The organism is Streptomyces sp. CB03238 (genome assembly GCF_002099185.1).
In the GTDB taxonomy this organism is placed as follows: Bacteria; Actinomycetota; Actinomycetes; order Streptomycetales; family Streptomycetaceae; genus Streptomyces.
This window is the reverse complement of record NZ_NBCN01000001.1, coordinates 96,922-114,665: the sequence shown is the minus strand read 5'-3', so window position 1 is coordinate 114,665 and position 17,744 is coordinate 96,922. Positions and strand designations below refer to the sequence as shown.

Genomic DNA, 17,744 nt, shown 5'->3' with positions numbered 1-17,744 from the left:
CCAGGAGCACCGGCCCTCCCGCCACGACTCGGGGCAGGCCGGGCGCCACGGTGCTCGGCACCGGCAACACGCCCACACCGGCGCTCGCCGTGCCGGACCCCAGGGCCCACCGGGCACCCGGCTAGTGCCCGGACGTGGCCTTCAGGCCGACCACCGCGACCAGCAGCAGGCAGACGAAGAAGATCCGCGCGGCGGTCGCCGGTTCGCCGAGGGCGACCATGCCGACCACCGCCGCGCCGGCCGCGCCGATGCCGACCCAGACGCCGTACGCGGTACCGATGGGCAGGGTCTTCGCGGCCTGTGACAGCAGGGCCATGCTGGCGACGATCCCGACGCCGGTGAGCAGGCTGGGCCACAGCCGGGTGAAGCCGTCCGTGAACTTCATCCCGATCGACCAGCCCACCTCCAGCAGACCGGCGACGATCAACAGAACCCAGGCCATGACGGCACCTCCGAGACGCGACAACGTACGAACAAGGGGTGCGTCGTCTTTGCGAAAAACCCGGTACGGCGCGTCTCGTCGGGGTCCCTCCACGCTAGCAAAGGGCATGCGCAAAGGCCTGGTGACGTCCGCCACCAGGCCTTTTCGGGTACGCGTTCCTACAGGTACAGCCCGGTCGAGTCCTCGGAGCCCCCGAAACGGTCCGCCGCGACCGCGTGCAGGTCGCGCTCCCGCATCAGGACGTACGCCACGCCCCGCACCTCGACCTCGGCGCGGTCCTCGGGGTCGTACAGCACCCGGTCACCGGTCTCCACGGTCCGGACGTTCTGACCGACCGCGACCACCTCGGCCCAGGCGAGCCGGCGGCCGACGGCGGCGGTCGCCGGGATCAGGATGCCGCCGCCCGAACGCCTCTCGCCCTCGGGCGTGTCGGTACGGACCAGCACCCGGTCGTGCAGCATCCGGATGGGCAGCTTGTCGTGGGTGTTCTCGCTCACGCCACGAACCTACCTGGCCCGCCACGTCCCGCACGCCAGAGGGTCATGGCTCGTGTCAGCCCTTGCGCTTCCGGGCGGTCACGGCGAGCAGCCCGACCACACCGACGACGAGCAGCGCCGCCGGTACGACCCGCTCCAGCCGCGGCGCGCCGTCCTCCGAGACGAACCGTCCCTTCACATCGGTGACGACGCGGTTCACGGTGACGAAGGCGCGCCCCGCGGTCCGGTCGACCGTCGACGCCACCTTGGCCTTCGCGTCCCCGATGATCGTCTTCGGGTGCATGCGTACGCCGATCTCGTCGAGAGTGACGGCGAGCTGCTCGCGTCGGCGGACGATGTCCGCCTCGATCTGCGCAGGGGTCCTGGCTTCCGGCACCGCGCTGCCTCCGTAGGTCCGTCCAAATCCGTGGTGGACAGTCTGTCAGCTCAGCGGCCCGGTGACTGTGCAGACCCCCATTAGGCTCTGAACGCCTACGCCCGAGCCAGGAGAGAGATCATGAGCGAGCGACTGCAGCCCGGCGACACCGCCCCCGCCTTCACCCTGCCCGACGCGGACGGCAAGGACGTGTCGCTGGCGGACTACCGGGGCCGTAAGGTCATCGTCTACTTCTACCCGGCCGCGCTGACGCCCGGCTGCACCAAGCAGGCGTGCGACTTCACCGACAACCTCGACGTGCTCGCGGGCGCCGGCTACGACGTGATCGGGGTCTCCCCCGACAAGCCGGAGAAGCTGGCGAAGTTCCGCGAGAAGGAGGACCTGAAGGTCACGCTGGTCGGCGACCCGTCCAAGGAGACGCTGGCCGCGTACGGCGCCTTCGGCGAGAAGAAGCTGTACGGGAAGACCGTGACGGGCGTGATCCGCTCGACGGTCGTCGTGGACGAGGAGGGCAAGGTCGAGCGGGCGCTGTACAACGTGAAGGCGACCGGCCACGTAGCCAAGATCATCAAGGATCTCGGCATCTGACCGGGACGTGAACGTGTGACCGAAGTCCCCTTCATTCGGGACTTCGGTTTGCGAAAGCTATGCCCGAGCAGGTGTTCCCCTTGGATTGATCCCGAAGTCCAGGAAAGGAACCCTGCCCATGGCGGCCACGGCCGATCCAGCGGCGGTCAGGCGCCACCGCATCCTGTTCCGCACCATCCAGCAGCGGAAGAACCCGAAGCTCCGGCGGTCCGACATCACCGTCACCGACCAGGCGGCGGTCAAGCGGGCCGTGAAGGCGGCCTCGCTCGGCAACGCCATGGAGTGGTTCGACTTCGGCATCTACAGCTACCTGGCCGTCACCATCGGCCATGTCTTCTTCCCGTCCGGGAACGAAACGGCGCAGCTCCTGTCCTCCTTCGCGACCTTCGCCGTCGCGTTCCTGATCCGGCCGCTGGGCGGCATGGTCTTCGGCCCGATGGGCGACCGGATCGGCCGCAAGAAGGTCCTCGCCCTGACGATGATCATGATGGCGGTCGGGACGTTCGCGATCGGGCTGATCCCCAGTTACGCGTCGATCGGCTTCTGGGCGCCGGTGCTGCTGATCCTGTTCCGGCTGGTGCAGGGCTTCTCGACGGGTGGTGAGTACGGCGGCGCGTCGACGTTCATCGCCGAGTACGCCCCCGACAAGCGGCGCGGTTTCTTCGGCAGCTTCCTGGAGTTCGGCACGCTGGCCGGGTACGTCGGCGCGGCGGGCCTGGTGACGGTACTGACCGCGGTCCTGGGCGACGCGTCCATGGAGGCGTGGGGCTGGCGCATCCCGTTCCTGGTGGCGGGCCCACTGGGCCTGGTCGGGCTCTACCTGCGGCTGAAGCTGGACGAAACGCCGGCCTTCCAGAAGCTGGAGGCGGAGAGCGCGTCCGCGTCCGAGGCGGCCGACCCGGTGGAGACCTCGGCGAAGGGTGACCTCGCGAAGATCTTCCGCCAGTACTGGCCGACGCTGATCCTGTGCGTCGCGCTCGTCGGCGCGTACAACATCACCGACTACATGCTGCTGTCGTACATGCCGACGTACCTCTCCGACGAACTCGGCTACAGCGCGACGCACGGGCTGCTGATCCTGCTCGCGGTCATGGCGTTCCTGATGCTGATCATCAACCAGGTGGGCCGCCTCAGCGACCGCTTCGGCCGCAAGCCGCTGCTGATGGCGGGCATGCTGGGCTTCCTGGTCCTGTCGGCGCCGGCATTCCTCCTGATCGGCCTCGGCGGCGTCCTCGCCATCACGGCGGGCATGCTGATGCTGGGCCTGTCGCTGGTGTGCCTCCTGGGCACCATGTCGGCGGCGCTCCCGGCGCTCTTCCCGACCCAGGTGCGCTACGGCTCGCTGTCGGTGGGCTACAACCTCTCCGCCTCCCTCTTCGGCGGCACCACACCCCTGGTCATCACCGCCCTGATCAGCGTCACCGGCAGCAACCTGATGCCGGCCTACTACGCCATGGCGGCGGCCCTGGTGGGCGTCATCGCGGTCGCCTGCATGAAGGAGACGGCCCGTCAGCCCCTCGCGGGCTCACCCCCGTCGGTATGCACCAAGGAAGAGGCGGCAGAACTGGTCCAGGCCCAGGCCCCTGAGCCCAGGTTCTGACCGCGGCGCCCGGCGGCCTCGGGCGGCCCACTACGATGGGGGCGCGCACGCGGCCGTGGTGGAATTGGCAGTCACGCTGGGTTTAGGTCCCAGTGGGGTAACACCCGTGAGGGTTCGAGTCCCTCCGGCCGCACGTAAAGCGAAGGGCCGCATCCCCGGGCATGGGGAGGCGGCCCTTCGGCACAAGTCGGGGCCTCAGCCGACCAGTTCGCGGATGACCGGCACCAAGGCGCGGAAGGCCTGGCCGCGGTGGCTGATGGCGTTCTTCTCCGCCGCCGTGAGCTCCGCGCAGGTGCGGGTGTCGCCGTCCGGCTGGAGGATCGGGTCGTAGCCGAAGCCGCCGGTGCCGGACGGGGTGTGGCGGAGGGTGCCGCGGAGGCGGCCTTCCACCACTCGCTCGGTGCCGTCGGGGAGGGCGAGGGCGGCCGCGCAGGCGAAGTGGGCGGCGCGGTGTTCGGGGGCGATGTCGGCGAGCTGGGCGAGGAGCAGCTCGAGGTTCGCCCGGTCGTCGCCGTGGCGGCCCGCCCAGCGCGCCGAGAAGATGCCGGGCGCGCCGCCGAGGACGTCGACGCAGAGGCCGGAGTCGTCGGCGATGGCGGGCAGGCTGGTGGCCTGCGCGAGGGCGTGTGCCTTGAGGAGGGCGTTCTCGGCGAAGGTGACGCCGGTCTCCTTGACGTCGGGGATCTCGGGGTAGGCGTCCGCGCCGACGAGCTCGTGGTCGAGCCCTGCGTCGGCGAGGATCGCGTGCAGTTCGGTGATCTTCCCGGCGTTGCGGGTGGCGAGGATCAGGCGGGTCATGTCCCCAGTATCTACGGGCCTCAGGGCGTGCAGACCTTGCCGATCTCGGTAGCGGCGTCCGTGACGGGCTTGATGTCGGGGGTGGTGTCGCCGTTCTGGACGGCGGTGCGGACGCTGTCGACGCCCTTGCCGAGGTCGTCGACGGCCTTGGACAGGTCGGCGTTGTCCGTCTTGTCCTGGAGGCTGTCGAGCTCCTTGTCGATCTCGTCGAGGGACTCGTTGAGCTGGGTGGGGTCGTTGCTCGCGGAGGAGACGGCCTGGCTCAGCTTGTCGACGCTGGTGGCGATGGAGTCGGCGGCCTGGACGCAGTCCATCGCCTTGTCCAGGGCGCCGCAGCCGACCGCTCCGGTGAGGGCGAGTGCTGCGGTGGCGGCGGCGAGAGCTGCGGTACGGCGACGGCGCATGGAACGGGTCCTCCCGAGGGCTGCGGACGGGCGTACGGTTCGGCCCGTACGCCCGTACTGGTAGGGACGCCCGTGGGGGCGCCCGCGGTTGCTAGAGGGTGATGTCGAGGGCGTCGCGCTGGAGGGCGGCGAGGTCGGCGCAGCCGCCGGTGGCGAGGTCGAGGAGGGCGTTGAGCTCCTTGCGGTCGAAGGGCTCGGCCTCGGCGGTGCCCTGGACCTCGACGAAGCGGCCGTCTCCGGTGCAGACGACGTTCATGTCGGTCTCGGCGCGCACGTCCTCCTCGTAACAGAGGTCCAGCAGCGGCGTGCCGTCGACGATGCCGACGGAGACGGCGGCGACGGTGCCGGTGAGCGGCTTGCGGCCGGCCTTGACGAGCTTCTTGCCCTGCGCCCAGGCGACGGCGTCGGCGAGGGCGACGTACGCGCCGGTGATGGCGGCGGTGCGGGTGCCGCCGTCGGCCTGGAGGACGTCGCAGTCGAGGACGATGGTGTTCTCGCCGAGGGCCTTGTAGTCGATGACGGCGCGCAGGGAGCGGCCGATCAGGCGGCTGATCTCGTGCGTACGGCCGCCGATCTTGCCGCGTACGGATTCGCGGTCGCCACGGGTGTTGGTGGAGCGCGGCAGCATCGAGTACTCGGCGGTGACCCAGCCTTCGCCGCTGCCTTTGCGCCAGCGCGGGACGCCTTCGGTGACGGAGGCGGTGCAGAAGACCTTGGTGTCGCCGAAGGAGATGAGGACGGAGCCCTCGGCGTGCTTGCTCCATCCGCGTTCGATGGTGACGGGGCGGAGCTGTTCGGGGGTGCGGCCGTCGATTCGAGACATGTGATGAGCCTAGTCGTACGAACGCAAGGGGCCCGTTCCGGTACCGGAACGGGCCCCTCACGAGTGAGTGGTCACCTCACATCATGTCTTCGATCTCCGCGGCGATCGGGTCGGCGTCGGTGCCGATGACGACCTGGATGGCGGTGCCCATCTTGACGACTCCGTGGGCGCCGGCGGCCTTGAGCGCGGCTTCGTCGACCAGACCGGGGTCGTTGACCTCGGTCCGCAGGCGGGTGATGCAGCCCTCGACCTCTTCGATGTTGTCGATGCCGCCGAGCCCGGCGACGATCTTCTCAGCCTTGCTGGCCATGTCTTTCTCCCTGCGTTCACGAGCCGGTTCGGAGCACTGAGCGCTGCTCGGCCCACCTAGGTATTTCGTCACGGTAACGCACGGTTGGCCCATCTTCGCGGGCGCATTACCCGGTTGTACCGAAGGATGACGATCACCAGCGCCTACGATATCGCAACTGGTCTACACCAGTCTGCAGGGAGGACGCCGATGAGCTCGGACAGCGCGGCCGCACCGAAGCAGAAGCGGTGGACCGGTGCCTTCCAGGGGCTGCAGAAGATGGGCCGCAGCCTCCAGCTGCCCATCGCCGTCCTGCCCGCGGCGGGCATCCTCAACCGCCTGGGGCAGCCCGATGTCTTCGGCGCCGACGGCGCGGGCTGGGACAACGTCGCAAAGGTGATGGCGGGGGCGGGCGGCGCGCTGCTCGACGCGGACCTGGGCCTCCCTCTCCTCTTCTGCGTCGGCGTCGCGATCGGCATGGCCAAGAAGGCGGACGGCTCCACCGCCCTCGCCGCGGTGGCGGGCTTCCTCGTCTACCGGGGGGTGCTGCGCGCCTTCCCCAAGGACTGCCCGGCGGGCACCACCGACGTCAACGGCGGATGCCTGGGCGCGGACGACACCTTCGTGGCGTACACGTACCAGAATCCGGGCGTCTTCGGCGGCATCGTCATGGGTCTGCTCACGGCCTACTTCTGGCAGCGGTTCCACCGCACCAGGCTGGTGGACTGGCTGGGCTTCTTCAACGGCCGCCGGCTGGTGCCGATCATCATGTCGTTCGTCGCGATCGCCTTCGCCGCGCTGTGCCTGTGGATCTGGCCGCCGATCGGCGGAGCGCTGGAGGACTTCAGCGACTGGCTGATGGGCCTGGGCGCCTGGGGCGCGGGCATCTTCGGCGTGGCGAACCGCGCGCTGCTGGTGATCGGCCTGCACCAGTTCCTGAACGTGCCCATCTGGTTCCAGTTCGGCACGTACACCAAGCCCGACGGCACGGTGGTGCACGGCGACATCAGCATGTTCCTGGCGGGCGACCCCGACGCGGGCCAGTTCACCACCGGCTTCTTCCCGATCATGATGTTCGCGCTGCCGGCCGCCGCGCTGGCCATCACGCACTGCGCCAAGCCGCACCGCCGCAAGGAGGTCGGCGGTCTGATGCTCTCCGTGGGGCTCACCTCGTTCGTCACCGGCATCACCGAGCCGATCGAGTACTCGTTCCTCTTCGTCGCCCCCGCGCTGTACGTCGTCCACGCCCTGCTGACCGGTGTCTCGATGGCGGTGACCTGGGCGCTGGGCGTCAAGGACGGATTCAGCTTCTCCGCGGGCCTGATCGACTACGTCATCAACTGGGGGCTGGCGACGAAACCGTGGCTGATCATTCCGATCGGTCTCGCCTTCGCGGTGGTGTACTACGCGATCTTCCGTTTCGCGATCACCAAGTTCGACATTCCGACGCCCGGCCGCGAGCCGGAGGAAGCGGAGACGGACGTCACCAAGCCGTAGCGGCCGCCGAAGGGCCCCTGACCAGCACCGGTCGGGGGCCCTTCGGCATGCGTACGCGCTGTGCGGAACGCGTCACGAATTTGCAGGTTCCTTATCCAACCCTCACCATGCTAAAACTGGTCTACACCACTATTGGTGTAGACCACGCGGCCCTGGCTGCCGCGTTTTTCCTGAGACGCCGCCGTCCCCCTTTTGACATCACTGTCCCCGGGCGGCGCCTTGCCCACCTGGAGGAACCTGATGTCCACCGCCACCGCCCCCGCGGCGGAGAAGAAGAAGGGCGCCGGCGTGATGGCCGTGCTCCAGCGCATCGGCCGCAGCCTCATGCTGCCTGTCGCCGTGCTGCCGGCCGCCGCGCTCCTGGTCCGGCTCGGGAACAACGACATGCTGGGCCGCGAGTCGTTCCCGGCGTTCATCACCAAGATCGCGGGCTTCATGGCCGCGGGCGGAAACGCCATCCTCGACAACATGGCGCTGCTGTTCGCCGTGGGCATCGCCATCGGCTTCGCCAAGAAGTCGGACGGCTCGACCGCGCTCGCCGCGGTCGCCGGTTACCTGGTCTTCAAGAACGTCCTGGGGACCTTCACCGACCCGAACCTGCCCAAGGTCGCCGAGGTCGTCGACAACAAGATCGTCATGACTGAGGCGCCGGTCGACGCCAAGGTGCTCGGTGGCGTCGTCATGGGCATCGTCGTCGCCCTGCTCTACCAGCGCTTCTACCGCACCAAGCTGCCCGACTGGGCGGGCTTCTTCGGCGGCCGCCGTCTCGTCCCGATCCTGTCCGCCTTCGCGGGCCTGGTCATCGGCATCGTCTTCGGCTACATCTGGCCGGTCCTCGGCACGGGCCTGCACAACCTCGGCGAGTGGCTGGTCGGCTCCGGCGCCGTCGGCGCGGGCATCTTCGGTGTCGCCAACCGCGCGCTCATCCCGGTCGGCATGCACCACCTGCTGAACTCCTTCCCCTGGTTCCAGGCCGGTTCCTACGAGGGCAAGAGCGGCGACATCGGCCGCTTCCTCGCCGGTGACCCGACCGCCGGACAGTTCATGACCGGCTTCTTCCCGATCATGATGTTCGCCCTGCCCGCGGCCTGCCTCGCGATCGTGCACTGCGCCCGCCCCGAGCGCCGCAAGGTCGTCGGCGGCATGATGTTCTCGCTCGCCCTGACCTCCTTCGTCACCGGTGTCACCGAGCCGATCGAGTTCACCTTCATGTTCATCGCGCCGGTGCTGTACGCGATCCACGCGGTCCTGACCGGTGTGTCCATGGCGCTGACCTGGGCGCTCGGCATGCGGGACGGCTTCGGCTTCTCCGCCGGCGCGGTCGACTTCGTGCTCAACCTGGGCATCGCGTCCAACCCGTGGGGCCTGGCCCTGGTGGGCCTGTGCTTCGCGGCGGTCTACTACGCGGTCTTCCGCTTCGCGATCACCAAGTTCAACCTCCCGACGCCGGGCCGCGAGTCCGACGAGGAACTGGCCGAGCTCCAGAAGGCCGAAGCCAAGTAGACGAGGCCCCAGTGAGCCCCCACGAAGAAGGCCCCCGGTCACCCGGGGGCCTTTTTCAGACCTCGTACACCGCGCCCGCGTACGCCAGCTCCGACGGGCCGTCGTACACCGCCCGCGCGTCCGCCAGGTTCCGCTCGCCGTCCGTCCACGGCGGGATGTGCGTGAGCACCAGCCGCCCCGCACCCGCGCGGGCGGCGTGCGCGCCCGCCTCCCGGCCGTTCAGGTGCAGCCCGGGGATGTCCTCCTTGCCGTACGTGAACGACGCCTCGCACAGGAACAGGTCCGTCCCCGCCGCCAGCGTGTCCAGCTCGTCGCACACGCCCGTGTCACCCGAGTACACGAGGGACTTCCCGCCGTGCTCCACCCGGATCCCGTAGGCCTCGACCGGGTGGCACACCTTCTCCGTACGCACCCGGAAGGGGCCGATCTCGAACCAGCCCGGCTTGAGCATGTGGAAGTCGAACACCTCGCTCATCGACTTGTCGGACGGCGTGTCCGCGTACGCCGTCGTCAGCCGCTGCTCGGCGCCGTCCGGCGCGTACACGGGGATGGCGGGGCAGCGGCCGCCCTCGTGGCGGTAGTAGCGCGCGACGAAGTACCCGCACATGTCGATGCAGTGGTCGGCGTGCAGGTGACTGAGGAAGATCGCGTCCAGGTCGTACAGACCGATGTGGCGCTGCAGCTCGCCCAGGGCGCCATTGCCCATGTCGAGGAGCAGCCGGAAGCCGTCGGCCTCTACGAGGTAGCTCGAACAGGCCGATTCCGCGGAAGGGAACGACCCCGAGCAGCCGACGACGGTGAGCTTCATGGAGCGTGAACCTCCGAGGACGGGAGCCGGGCAGGCGCTGACAGGGGAGGTCGTGCGGTTTACCGAGCGTAAGGCGCGGCGGGCCGGGTCGCTCCTTCGCAGTGGCCCCTTGTGGTCGAACTCACCCGCGCTGTCACCGGTTCGGGCGGGTAGCGTCCTGGCCATGGACACGTCCTGGTGGCTGGCGCTCGGCGCCGTGGTGGTGATCGCGCTGGTCGCGGCGGTGTCCGACGCGACGGGCCGTGGCCGCCGTCCGGGCGGCCGTACGCGCCCGCCCGCGCGGCCCGGGAAGACACCGGCCCGGCGGCCCAGGCCGGGTGAGATCTGGTGGGCGGACGTCCCCTACGAGGACGGCCCCGGGTCCAAGGACCGCCCGTGCCTGGTCCTCGCGGTACGCGGCGACACGGCGCTCGTCGCCAAGATCACCAGCCGCTACCGGGACGAACGGCCGGGCGTGATCGCCCTGCGCCCCGACGCGGTGGGCGACGCCCGGGGCCGCCCGAGCTTTCTGGAGCCGGACGAGCTCCGCGACGTCCCGCTCGGCCGCTTCCGCCGCCGCGCCGGCCAAGTGGACCCCTTGGTCTGGGACCAGGTCCGCCACCTGTCGGCGTGACCGGTGGCTCCGCCCCCGGGCCCTGGCGGGGACGTTGTACGTGTGGGGGCTAACGCCCCCACACCCCTGGCGCGGCAGCTTCGCGCCGCCAGCCGATGCCCACCCGGTGGGGCAGGCACGTCTGGGGAACTGCCCCGGTCCGTCAGCGCCCGCGCCCGTTTTCCCGCAAGGAGGCGGATCCGGTCCGCACCCGGCGGACGGCCGGGGGTGGGGGCCGTGCAGGGTCGTCCCCGCAGCGGATGAGGGTCCCCCCTGCTCGAGCGAAGCCGAGAGCTTGGGGGAGGCGCCGTCACGGCTCCCGACCGGACGAACCCGGGGCCGCCGGCCGCGTGGGGGTCCCCCTCTGGGGGAGAGTCGAGCCCGGAGGGGCCCCGCCCCCACCCACCGGCAGCCCACCGGGCCGCACCGGTTCGCACCGGGCCCCGGGGCGAACCCGGCGAAGGCACCGCCCTGGTCCGTTGTGCCCACCCGTCCCGCCCTGCGGGACGACTGCCCACAACGAAAGAGCGGGGGACCGCCCACCACCCCGGGGGTGGCCCACAACGAAAGAGCGGGGGACCGCCCACCACCCCGGGGGTGGCCCGCAACGGAAGAGCGGGGGACCGCCCACCGCCCGGGGGCACCGCCCACCACGGGGGCGGGCCCGCGTCAGGCCCAGAGTTGGCCCTGGAGGGTTTCGATGGCCGCTTCGGTCGTCGGGGCCGTGTAGACGCCCGTCGAGAGGTACTTCCAGCCGCCGTCGGCGACGACGAACACGATGTCCGCGCTCTCGCCCGCCTTGACCGCCTTCTTCCCGACGCCGATCGCCGCGTGCAGCGCCGCCCCCGTCGAGACGCCCGCGAAGATGCCCTCCTGCTGGAGCAGCTCCCTCGTCCGGGTCACCGCGTCGGCGGAGCCGACCGAGAAGCGGGTGGTCAGCACGGACGCGTCGTACAGCTCGGGGACGAAGCCCTCGTCGAGGTTCCGCAGCCCGTACACCAGGTCGTCGTACCGCGGCTCGGCGGCGACGATCTTCACGTCCGGCTTGTGCTCGCGCAGGAAGCGGCCGACGCCCATCAGCGTCCCCGTCGTCCCCAGCCCCGCCACGAAGTGCGTGATCGACGGCAGGTCGGCCAGGATCTCCGGGCCCGTCGTCGCGTAGTGGGCGCCCGCGTTGCCCGGGTTGCCGTACTGGTACAGCATCACCCAGTCGGGGTGCTCCGCGGCGAGCTCCTTGGCGACCCGTACCGCCGTGTTGGAGCCGCCCGCCGCCGGGGACGAGATGATCTCGGCGCCCCACATGGTGAGCAGGTCGCGCCGCTCCTGGGAGGTGTTCTCGGGCATCACGCACACGATGCGGTAGCCCTTGAGCCGGGCCGCCATCGCGAGCGAGATGCCCGTGTTGCCGCTGGTGGGCTCGAGGATCGTGCAGCCGGGCGTGAGCCGGCCGTCCTTCTCGGCCTGCTCGATCATGTGCAGGGCGGGGCGGTCCTTGATCGAGCCGGTCGGGTTGCGGTCCTCCAGCTTGGCCCAGATGCGCACCTCGTCCGAAGGGGACAGGCGCGGCAGGCGGACCAGCGGGGTGTTGCCGACCGCGTCGAGCGGGCTGTCGTAACGCATCAGCGCATGCCGCCGGCGACGGCCGGCAGGATCGTCACGTTGTCGCCGTCCGACAGCTTGGTGTTGATGCCCTGCAGGAAGCGGACGTCCTCGTCGTTCAGGTAGACGTTCACGAAGCGGCGCAGCTCGCCGCCCTCGACGACGCGCTCCTGGATGCCGGCGTACCGGGTCTCGAGGTCGGCGAAGAGGTCGGCGAGGGTGTCCCCGCTGCCCTCGACGGCCTTGGCGCCGCCGGTGTGGGTGCGGAGGATGGTCGGGATGCGGACCTCGATGGCCATGGCGTGGGCTCCTGTCGGAAGGAAAGGAAGAGAAGGGCGCGCACAGGACGGATGCGCGCGGCGGTACGGCGGCGGAACTGGCGATGCAGGCGGTACAGAGGGCGTGGCGCTCAGACGGCGGCACAGCGCGGACACATCGCGCTGGCGAGGCGGCACAGGTCGACGTGCAGCCGCGCCACGAGCAGCACGGTGCCCGGCGTCTGTTCGCTCACGTCGAGGAAAACCATGCGGTCATCGTATCGATTCCCGGTCGGACATCCGGAGTGTGATCTCACATGGCGGACGGTTTACGCCCACCATGCGAGAAGCAGCACTCAGTACGCGTCGACGACCTCGACCTCTTCCTCCGTGATCTCGCCGTCCACGATCCGGTACGACCGGAACTGGAACGGTCCGGCGCCGTCCGCGTCCGCCGTCGAGACGAGCACGTAGTGCGCGCCGGGCTCGTTGGCGTACGAGACGTCCGTACGGGAGGGGTACGCCTCGGTCGCGGTGTGCGAGTGGTAGATGACGACCGGTTCCTCGTCACGGTCGTCCATCTCCCGGTACAGCTTCAGCAGGTCGCCCGAGTCGAACTCGTAGAACGTGGGCGAGCGGGCGGCGTTGAGCATCGGGATGAAGCGCTCGGGGCGCCCGGAGCCCGCCGGGCCCGCGACCACGCCGCAGGCCTCGTCCGGGTGGTCCTCGCGCGCGTGCGCGACGATCTGGTCGTACAGAGCCCGTGTGATGGTCAGCATGCGCATCAGGATAAGCAGACGGGCCCGCCCGTACCGAGGGATGGTACGGACGGGCCCACATGCTGGACAGTCGCGAGAGACTACCGCTTGAACGAGGCGTTCTCCGGGTTCCGGGCCTTCAGCACCAGGTAGGAGACACCCAGCAGCAGGGCCCACACCGGGGCGCAGTACAGCGAGACCCGCGCGCCCTCGTCGATGCCCATCATCACGATGACCATGCCGATGAACAGCAGCGCGAACCAGCTGGTGAACGGCGCGCCCGGGGCCTTGAACTCCGACTCCGGGGCCTCGCCGCGCTTGACCGCGGCCCGGTAGCGGATCTGCGAGACGAGGATCATGATCCAGGCCCACATGCCGGAGATGGTCGCGAAGGAGACGACGTACTCGAAGGCCTTGCCGGGGGCGACGTAGTTGATCCAGACACCGACCAGCATCAGCGCCGCCGAGAAGGTGAGGCCGATCAGCGGGGTGCCGGACTTCGTCAGCTTGGTGAAGACCTTCGGGCCCTGGCCGTTGAGCGCGAGGTCGCGCAGCATGCGGCCGGTGGAGTACATGCCCGAGTTGCAGGAGGACAGGGCGGCGGTCAGCACCACGAAGTTCACGATGGCGGCGCCGATGCCGAGGCCCATCTGCTCGAAGGCGGCGACGAACGGCGAGATGCCCGGCTTGAAGTGCGTCCACGGCACGACCGACAGGATCATGATCAGCGCGCCGACGTAGAAGACGGCGATACGCCACGGGACGGTGTTGATGGCCTTGGGCAGGGTGACCTTCGGGTCCTTGGACTCGCCGGCGGTGACGCCGACCAGCTCGACCGCGAGGAAGGCGAACATCACGATCTGCAGGGTCATCAGCGTGCCGCCGATGCCCTTGGGGAAGAAGCCGCCCTCGGACCACAGCATGGTCATGGACGCGGTGTCGGCGGCGTCGGAGAAGCCGATGGTGAGGATGCCGGCGCAGATCAGGATCATGCCGATGATGGCGGTGACCTTGATCATCGAGAACCAGAACTCCAGCTCACCGAAGAGCTTCACGGAGATGAGGTTCGCGCCGTAGAGGATGATCGTGAAGATGAGGGCGGAGACCCACTGCGGGATGTTCCACCAGTACGTCATATAGGTGGCGGCCGCGGTGACTTCGGTGATGCCGGTGACGACCCAGAACAGCCAGTACGTCCAGCCGGTGACGAAGCCCGCGAAGGGGCCGATGAATTCACGGGCGTACTCCGCGAAGGAGCCCGAGACGGGGCGGTACATGAGCAGTTCGCCCAGCGCCCGCATGATGAAGAAGATGACGAGACCGGCGATGGCGTACGCCAGGATGAGGCTCGGTCCGGCCTTGGAGATGGCCTTGCCCGCGCCGAGGAACAGCCCAGTGCCGATGGCTCCGCCGATCGCGATCATCTGGATCTGGCGTGCTCCGAGGCCTCGCTGATAGCCCTCGCCGGACGCGGACTCCGCGGCCTCACTGCCGTCGTGCTGCTTGTCGACCTGCACTGAGGTCATGGTTGCTGCGCCTTTCTCCACGCCGACCCGCGTCGTTCGCCCTGGACTGCGCGCGACTGCGGATCAGGTCCTGATCCCCCCGGATATGGATGGAGTGCCACCGACGGTCCGCCGGCCAAGCGCACCCGGGAAACAGGGGTGGCGTCCCCGGGCGATCGAGAAGATTTACCACGGCCGTAACGATGATCGACACGCGCCGCTGTGACTCGCGACACAGGAAAAACCGGACAAGGGTCGCCCCGGCCCATAAAGAGGACCGGGACGGTGACCTGATCGTTATCCGGATTTAAGGGTCCGCTGAGCGAACGAACGTCACATGAGGGTCTCGACGAGCGTCTCCTGGAGCGCGCCCAGCCACAGGTACGCCATGACCATCGGCTTGCGCGGGTCGGAGTCCGGCAGCCGGTACAGCGCCTCGTTCTCGTCGTCGTCCCTGACGTCCAGGCGGGTGCCGATGGTCAGCCGCAGGTCGTTGAGCGCGCCGAGCCAGTGGCGGGCCTCGTCGGCGGTCAGCTTCAGCACCGCGCCGCCCTCGCCCGCCACGCTCAGCGCGTCCAGGCTGCGCACGACGGTGAGGGCGTCCTCGCGCTTGCGGGCGCGCAGGTCGTTCTCGGTGTAGCGGCGGAACTCGGCGGACGCGGCGCGCAGCTCCTCGTCGCCGTCCTCGTACGCGTTGGGGAAGAGGCGGGCCAGCGCCGGGTCGGCCGGCGGCTCACTGGGGCCCGCGCGGAACAGCTCGGCCAGCGGGTCCTCACCCTTGGGCGGCACCTCGCCGGGGCCGATCAGCTCCAGGAGCTGGACGGCCAGGGAGCGGAGGATGGAGATCTCGACCTCGTCGAGCGGGACGGCCGCGCCGCCGCCGGGCAGCGCCTCGAAGTGCCCGCTCATCAGGTGCGGTCCTGGGAGAGGGTCGCCCACAGCCCGTAGCCGTGCATGGCCTGCACGTCCCGCTCCATCTCCTCGCGGGTGCCGCTGGAGACGACGGCCCGGCCCTTGTGGTGCACGTCCAGCATCAGCTTGTGCGCCTTGTCCTTGGAGTAGCCGAAGTACGCCTGGAAGACGTAGGTGACGTAGCTCATGAGGTTGACCGGGTCGTTGTGGACGATCGTCACCCAGGGCACGTCGGGTTCGGTGACGGCGAAACCCTCTTCGGCCGCTTCGGTGCGTTCGATCTCTGCGGGAGCAACACTCACCTAGCCCATGCTGCCACTGAGGGTGGGGGGTCGCACAAACGGGGCGCGGACCGGGGCGGGAACAGGGCCCGCCTGAAATCGTCACTCTGACGAGTATTCGGGGGTAGCATCGTCGTATGAATGCTGCGGATCTTGGGCTGCCGGTGGACGTGCCGTCTACCGCGCTCTTCACCGACCAGTACGAGCTGACGATGCTCCAGGCGGCACTGCGGGGCGGTACGGCCGGCCGGCGGTCGGTCTTCGAGGTGTTCACCCGGCGGCTGCCGGAGGGGCGGCGGTACGGCGTCGTGGCCGGCACCGGCCGCGTGCTGGACGCCGTGGAGAACTTCCGCTTCGACGCCGGCGTCCTCGGCTTCCTCCGCGAGCGCGGCATCGTCGACGAGCCGACGCTCGCCTGGCTCTCGGACTACCGCTTCGGCGGCGACATCTGGGGCTACCCCGAGGGCGAGGTGTACTTCCCCGGCTCGCCGATCCTGCGGGTCGAGGGCTCCTTCGCCGAGTGCGTGCTGCTGGAGACCGTGATCCTGTCGATCCTCAACCACGACTCGGCGATCGCGGCCGCCGCCTCCCGGATGTCCGCCGCGGCCGGCGAGCGGCGGCTGATCGAGATGGGCGCCCGGCGCACCCACGAGCTGTCCGCGGTCGCCGCGGCCCGCGCCGCGTACGTGGGTGGTTTCTCGTCCACCTCCGACCTGGCGGCCGGCTTCCGCTACGGCATCCCGACGGTCGGCACGTCCGCGCACGCGTTCACCCTCCTCCACGACACCGAGCGGGACGCCTTCCGCGCCCAGGTGGACTCCCTGGGCCGCGGTACGACGCTGCTCGTCGACACCTACGACGTGGCCGAGGCGGTGCGTACCGCCGTGGAGATCGCCGGTACGGAGCTGGGCGCGGTGCGTATCGACTCCGGTGACCTGCTGCTGGTGGCGCACCGGGTGCGCCAGCAGCTGGACGAGCTGGGGGCGCGCGACACGAAGATCGTCGTCACCTCTGACCTGGACGAGTACGCGATCGCGTCGCTGGCGGCGGCGCCGGTCGACGCGTACGGGGTGGGTACGCAGCTGGTGACCGGCAGCGGTCACCCGACCTGCTCGATGGTCTACAAGCTCGTCGCCCGCGCCGAGTCCGCCGACCCGAAGGCGCCGTTGCGCTCGGTGGCGAAGAAGTCGCTGGGCGGCAAGATGTCCGTCGGCGGCCGCAAGTGGGCGGCCCGGCGCGTGGACGCGGACGGGGTGGCCGAGGCGGAGGTCGTCGGCACCGGGCCGGTGCCGGTGGAGCTCGCGGACCGGCAGCTGCTGGTGGAGCTGGTCAAGGGCGGCGAGATCGTGGCCCGTGAGCCGCTGGACGCGGCGCGCGAGCGGCACATGGCGGCGCTGGCGGGGCTGCCGATGTCGGCGATCCAGCTGTCGCGGGGCGAGGCCGTGATCCCGACGGAGTACGTCTGAGACGGGGCCGGCAGCGGGAGGTGCCCCCTCCCGCCGGGCGGGGTAAGTCTCTAGGCTCGATCCCATCCCCCGGAACCACGCTGGAACGTCCGACCGACCTCTCCCCCACCGAAGGACACCCGCCATGCACCGCGCACTGATCGTCGTCGACGTACAGAACGACTTCTGCGAAGGCGGCAGCCTCGCGGTGGCGGGGGGCGCGGATGTCGCAGCCGCCATCACGGACCTGGTCGGCGAGGCCGCCGGGGCCGTCTACCAGCACGTGGTGGCCACCCGTGACCACCACGTCGACCCGGGTGACCACTTCTCGGAGCGGCCCGACTACGTCCACTCCTGGCCGCGGCACTGCGTGGCCGGTACGGAGGGGGTGGGCTTCCACCCGAACTTCGCGCCGGCGGTCGCCTCGGGCGCCGTCGACACGGTGTTCGACAAGGGCGCGTACGCGGCGGCGTACAGCGGCTTCGAGGGGACCGACGAGAACGACGTCCGGCTGGCCGACTGGCTGCGGGAGCGGCAGGTCACGGAGGTGGACGTGGTGGGCATCGCCACCGACCACTGCGTACGCGCCACCGCCCTGGACGCGGCCCGTGAGGGGTTCCGTACCCAGGTGCTGCTGGACCTGACGGCCGGCGTCTCGGCGGAGACCACGGAGCGGGCCCTGAAGGAGCTCCGGGACGCGGGCGTCGAGCTGACCGGCAAGCCGGTCGTCGAGACCCGCGCCGGAGGCGTCTGAGCCCCTGGGCTCCCTG

Annotated in this window: 22 protein-coding genes, 1 tRNA gene and 1 riboswitch; of the genes, 8 read left to right on the top strand and 15 right to left on the bottom strand. The window is 70.0% G+C overall.

Annotated elements, in window-relative coordinates; translation table 11 throughout:
• Positions 1-121 precede the first annotated feature (121 nt).
• The 3 genes from BKD26_RS00525 to BKD26_RS00515 all read right to left on the bottom strand — a co-directional run bounded on the left by BKD26_RS00525 (position 122) and on the right by BKD26_RS00515 (position 1,315).
• On the bottom strand, positions 122-442 hold the full coding sequence (locus BKD26_RS00525) for a multidrug efflux SMR transporter (RefSeq protein ID WP_084894546.1): 321 nt from the start codon (positions 440-442) through the stop codon (positions 122-124).
• Between the two features lie 37 nt (positions 443-479).
• A riboswitch (guanidine-III (ykkC-III) riboswitch) is annotated at positions 480-552 on the bottom strand.
• Positions 553-600: 48 nt separating this feature from the next.
• Positions 601-939: a co-chaperone GroES gene (locus BKD26_RS00520; protein WP_073750705.1), complete on the bottom strand. Its 339-nt coding sequence runs from the start codon at positions 937-939 to the stop codon at positions 601-603.
• A gap of 55 nt (positions 940-994) precedes the next feature.
• Positions 995-1,315, bottom strand: a complete 321-nt coding sequence (locus BKD26_RS00515; RefSeq protein ID WP_084894544.1) for a DUF3618 domain-containing protein — start codon at positions 1,313-1,315, stop codon at positions 995-997.
• A gap of 120 nt (positions 1,316-1,435) precedes the next feature.
• Here BKD26_RS00515 and bcp point away from each other — a divergent pair, with 120 nt between their 5' ends.
• The 3 genes from bcp (at position 1,436) to BKD26_RS00500 (ending at position 3,636) form a co-directional block, all read left to right on the top strand.
• On the top strand, positions 1,436-1,903 hold the full coding sequence (gene bcp, locus BKD26_RS00510; protein ID WP_084894542.1) for a thioredoxin-dependent thiol peroxidase: 468 nt from the start codon (positions 1,436-1,438) through the stop codon (positions 1,901-1,903).
• Positions 1,904-2,021: 118 nt separating this feature from the next.
• Complete coding sequence (proP, locus tag BKD26_RS00505) at positions 2,022-3,503, top strand: glycine betaine/L-proline transporter ProP (protein ID WP_084894540.1); 1,482 nt, start codon at positions 2,022-2,024, stop codon at positions 3,501-3,503.
• A 49-nt stretch (positions 3,504-3,552) separates the two neighbouring features.
• A tRNA-Leu gene (locus BKD26_RS00500) sits at positions 3,553-3,636 on the top strand.
• A 62-nt stretch (positions 3,637-3,698) separates the two neighbouring features.
• Here the strand turns inward: BKD26_RS00500 and rdgB are convergent.
• The 4 genes from rdgB to BKD26_RS00480 all read right to left on the bottom strand — a co-directional run bounded on the left by rdgB (position 3,699) and on the right by BKD26_RS00480 (position 5,931).
• Positions 3,699-4,301, bottom strand: coding sequence for an RdgB/HAM1 family non-canonical purine NTP pyrophosphatase (gene rdgB / locus BKD26_RS00495; RefSeq protein ID WP_084894538.1), 603 nt, complete (start codon positions 4,299-4,301; stop codon positions 3,699-3,701).
• 20 nt (positions 4,302-4,321) lie between these two features.
• Complete coding sequence (locus tag BKD26_RS00490) at positions 4,322-4,705, bottom strand: hypothetical protein (protein ID WP_084894536.1); 384 nt, start codon at positions 4,703-4,705, stop codon at positions 4,322-4,324.
• A 91-nt stretch (positions 4,706-4,796) separates the two neighbouring features.
• On the bottom strand, positions 4,797-5,528 hold the full coding sequence (gene rph / locus BKD26_RS00485) for a ribonuclease PH (RefSeq protein WP_073750690.1): 732 nt from the start codon (positions 5,526-5,528) through the stop codon (positions 4,797-4,799).
• Between the two features lie 76 nt (positions 5,529-5,604).
• Positions 5,605-5,931, bottom strand: coding sequence for a PTS glucose/sucrose transporter subunit IIB (locus BKD26_RS00480; RefSeq protein WP_277622315.1), 327 nt, complete (start codon positions 5,929-5,931; stop codon positions 5,605-5,607).
• Between the two features lie 96 nt (positions 5,932-6,027).
• On the opposite strand from BKD26_RS00480, the gene BKD26_RS00475 reads away from it, so the two are divergent.
• Complete coding sequence (locus BKD26_RS00475) at positions 6,028-7,314, top strand: PTS transporter subunit EIIC (RefSeq protein ID WP_084894532.1); 1,287 nt, start codon at positions 6,028-6,030, stop codon at positions 7,312-7,314.
• Positions 7,315-7,554: 240 nt separating this feature from the next.
• On the top strand, positions 7,555-8,817 hold the full coding sequence (locus BKD26_RS00470; RefSeq protein ID WP_084894530.1) for a PTS transporter subunit EIIC: 1,263 nt from the start codon (positions 7,555-7,557) through the stop codon (positions 8,815-8,817).
• Between the two features lie 55 nt (positions 8,818-8,872).
• Here the strand turns inward: BKD26_RS00470 and BKD26_RS00465 are convergent, their stop codons facing one another.
• Positions 8,873-9,625 carry an MBL fold metallo-hydrolase gene (locus BKD26_RS00465; RefSeq protein WP_084894528.1) on the bottom strand — a complete coding sequence of 251 codons (753 nt, stop codon included), beginning with the start codon at positions 9,623-9,625 and terminating at the stop codon, positions 8,873-8,875.
• Positions 9,626-9,788: 163 nt separating this feature from the next.
• On the opposite strand from BKD26_RS00465, the gene BKD26_RS00460 reads away from it, so the two are divergent.
• Entirely contained in the window at positions 9,789-10,238 is a 450-nt protein-coding gene (locus BKD26_RS00460; RefSeq protein ID WP_084894526.1) for a type II toxin-antitoxin system PemK/MazF family toxin, read from the top strand.
• A gap of 648 nt (positions 10,239-10,886) precedes the next feature.
• Here the strand turns inward: BKD26_RS00460 and BKD26_RS00455 are convergent.
• From BKD26_RS00455 to clpS, 7 genes are all read right to left on the bottom strand, one after another.
• On the bottom strand, positions 10,887-11,837 hold the full coding sequence (locus BKD26_RS00455; RefSeq protein ID WP_073750667.1) for a cysteine synthase: 951 nt from the start codon (positions 11,835-11,837) through the stop codon (positions 10,887-10,889).
• Positions 11,837-12,115, bottom strand: a complete 279-nt coding sequence (locus BKD26_RS00450) for a MoaD family protein (protein ID WP_084894525.1) — start codon at positions 12,113-12,115, stop codon at positions 11,837-11,839. Before BKD26_RS00450 ends, BKD26_RS00455 begins: the two co-directional genes overlap by 1 nt.
• 110 nt (positions 12,116-12,225) lie before the next feature.
• The gene (locus BKD26_RS42195; RefSeq protein WP_347103716.1) at positions 12,226-12,342 is read right to left on the bottom strand and encodes a putative leader peptide; all 117 of its coding nucleotides are present in this window, start codon (positions 12,340-12,342) and stop codon (positions 12,226-12,228) included.
• An 87-nt stretch (positions 12,343-12,429) separates the two neighbouring features.
• On the bottom strand, positions 12,430-12,852 hold the full coding sequence (locus BKD26_RS00445; RefSeq protein ID WP_084894522.1) for a M67 family metallopeptidase: 423 nt from the start codon (positions 12,850-12,852) through the stop codon (positions 12,430-12,432).
• Positions 12,853-12,932: 80 nt separating this feature from the next.
• Complete coding sequence (locus BKD26_RS00440; RefSeq protein ID WP_084894520.1) at positions 12,933-14,357, bottom strand: amino acid permease; 1,425 nt, start codon at positions 14,355-14,357, stop codon at positions 12,933-12,935.
• A 312-nt stretch (positions 14,358-14,669) separates the two neighbouring features.
• Entirely contained in the window at positions 14,670-15,245 is a 576-nt protein-coding gene (locus BKD26_RS00435; protein WP_084894518.1) for a DUF2017 domain-containing protein, read from the bottom strand.
• Positions 15,245-15,550: an ATP-dependent Clp protease adapter ClpS gene (gene clpS, locus BKD26_RS00430; RefSeq protein ID WP_073750655.1), complete on the bottom strand. Its 306-nt coding sequence runs from the start codon at positions 15,548-15,550 to the stop codon at positions 15,245-15,247. The genes BKD26_RS00435 and clpS overlap by 1 nt, the downstream gene beginning before the upstream one ends.
• A gap of 116 nt (positions 15,551-15,666) precedes the next feature.
• On the opposite strand from clpS, the gene BKD26_RS00425 reads away from it, so the two are divergent.
• Together BKD26_RS00425 and BKD26_RS00420 are read left to right on the top strand one after the other, a co-directional pair.
• Positions 15,667-16,995, top strand: a complete 1,329-nt coding sequence (locus BKD26_RS00425; RefSeq protein ID WP_084894516.1) for a nicotinate phosphoribosyltransferase — start codon at positions 15,667-15,669, stop codon at positions 16,993-16,995.
• Positions 16,996-17,119: 124 nt separating this feature from the next.
• Complete coding sequence (locus BKD26_RS00420) at positions 17,120-17,728, top strand: isochorismatase family protein (RefSeq protein ID WP_084894513.1); 609 nt, start codon at positions 17,120-17,122, stop codon at positions 17,726-17,728.
• Positions 17,729-17,744 lie beyond the last annotated feature (16 nt).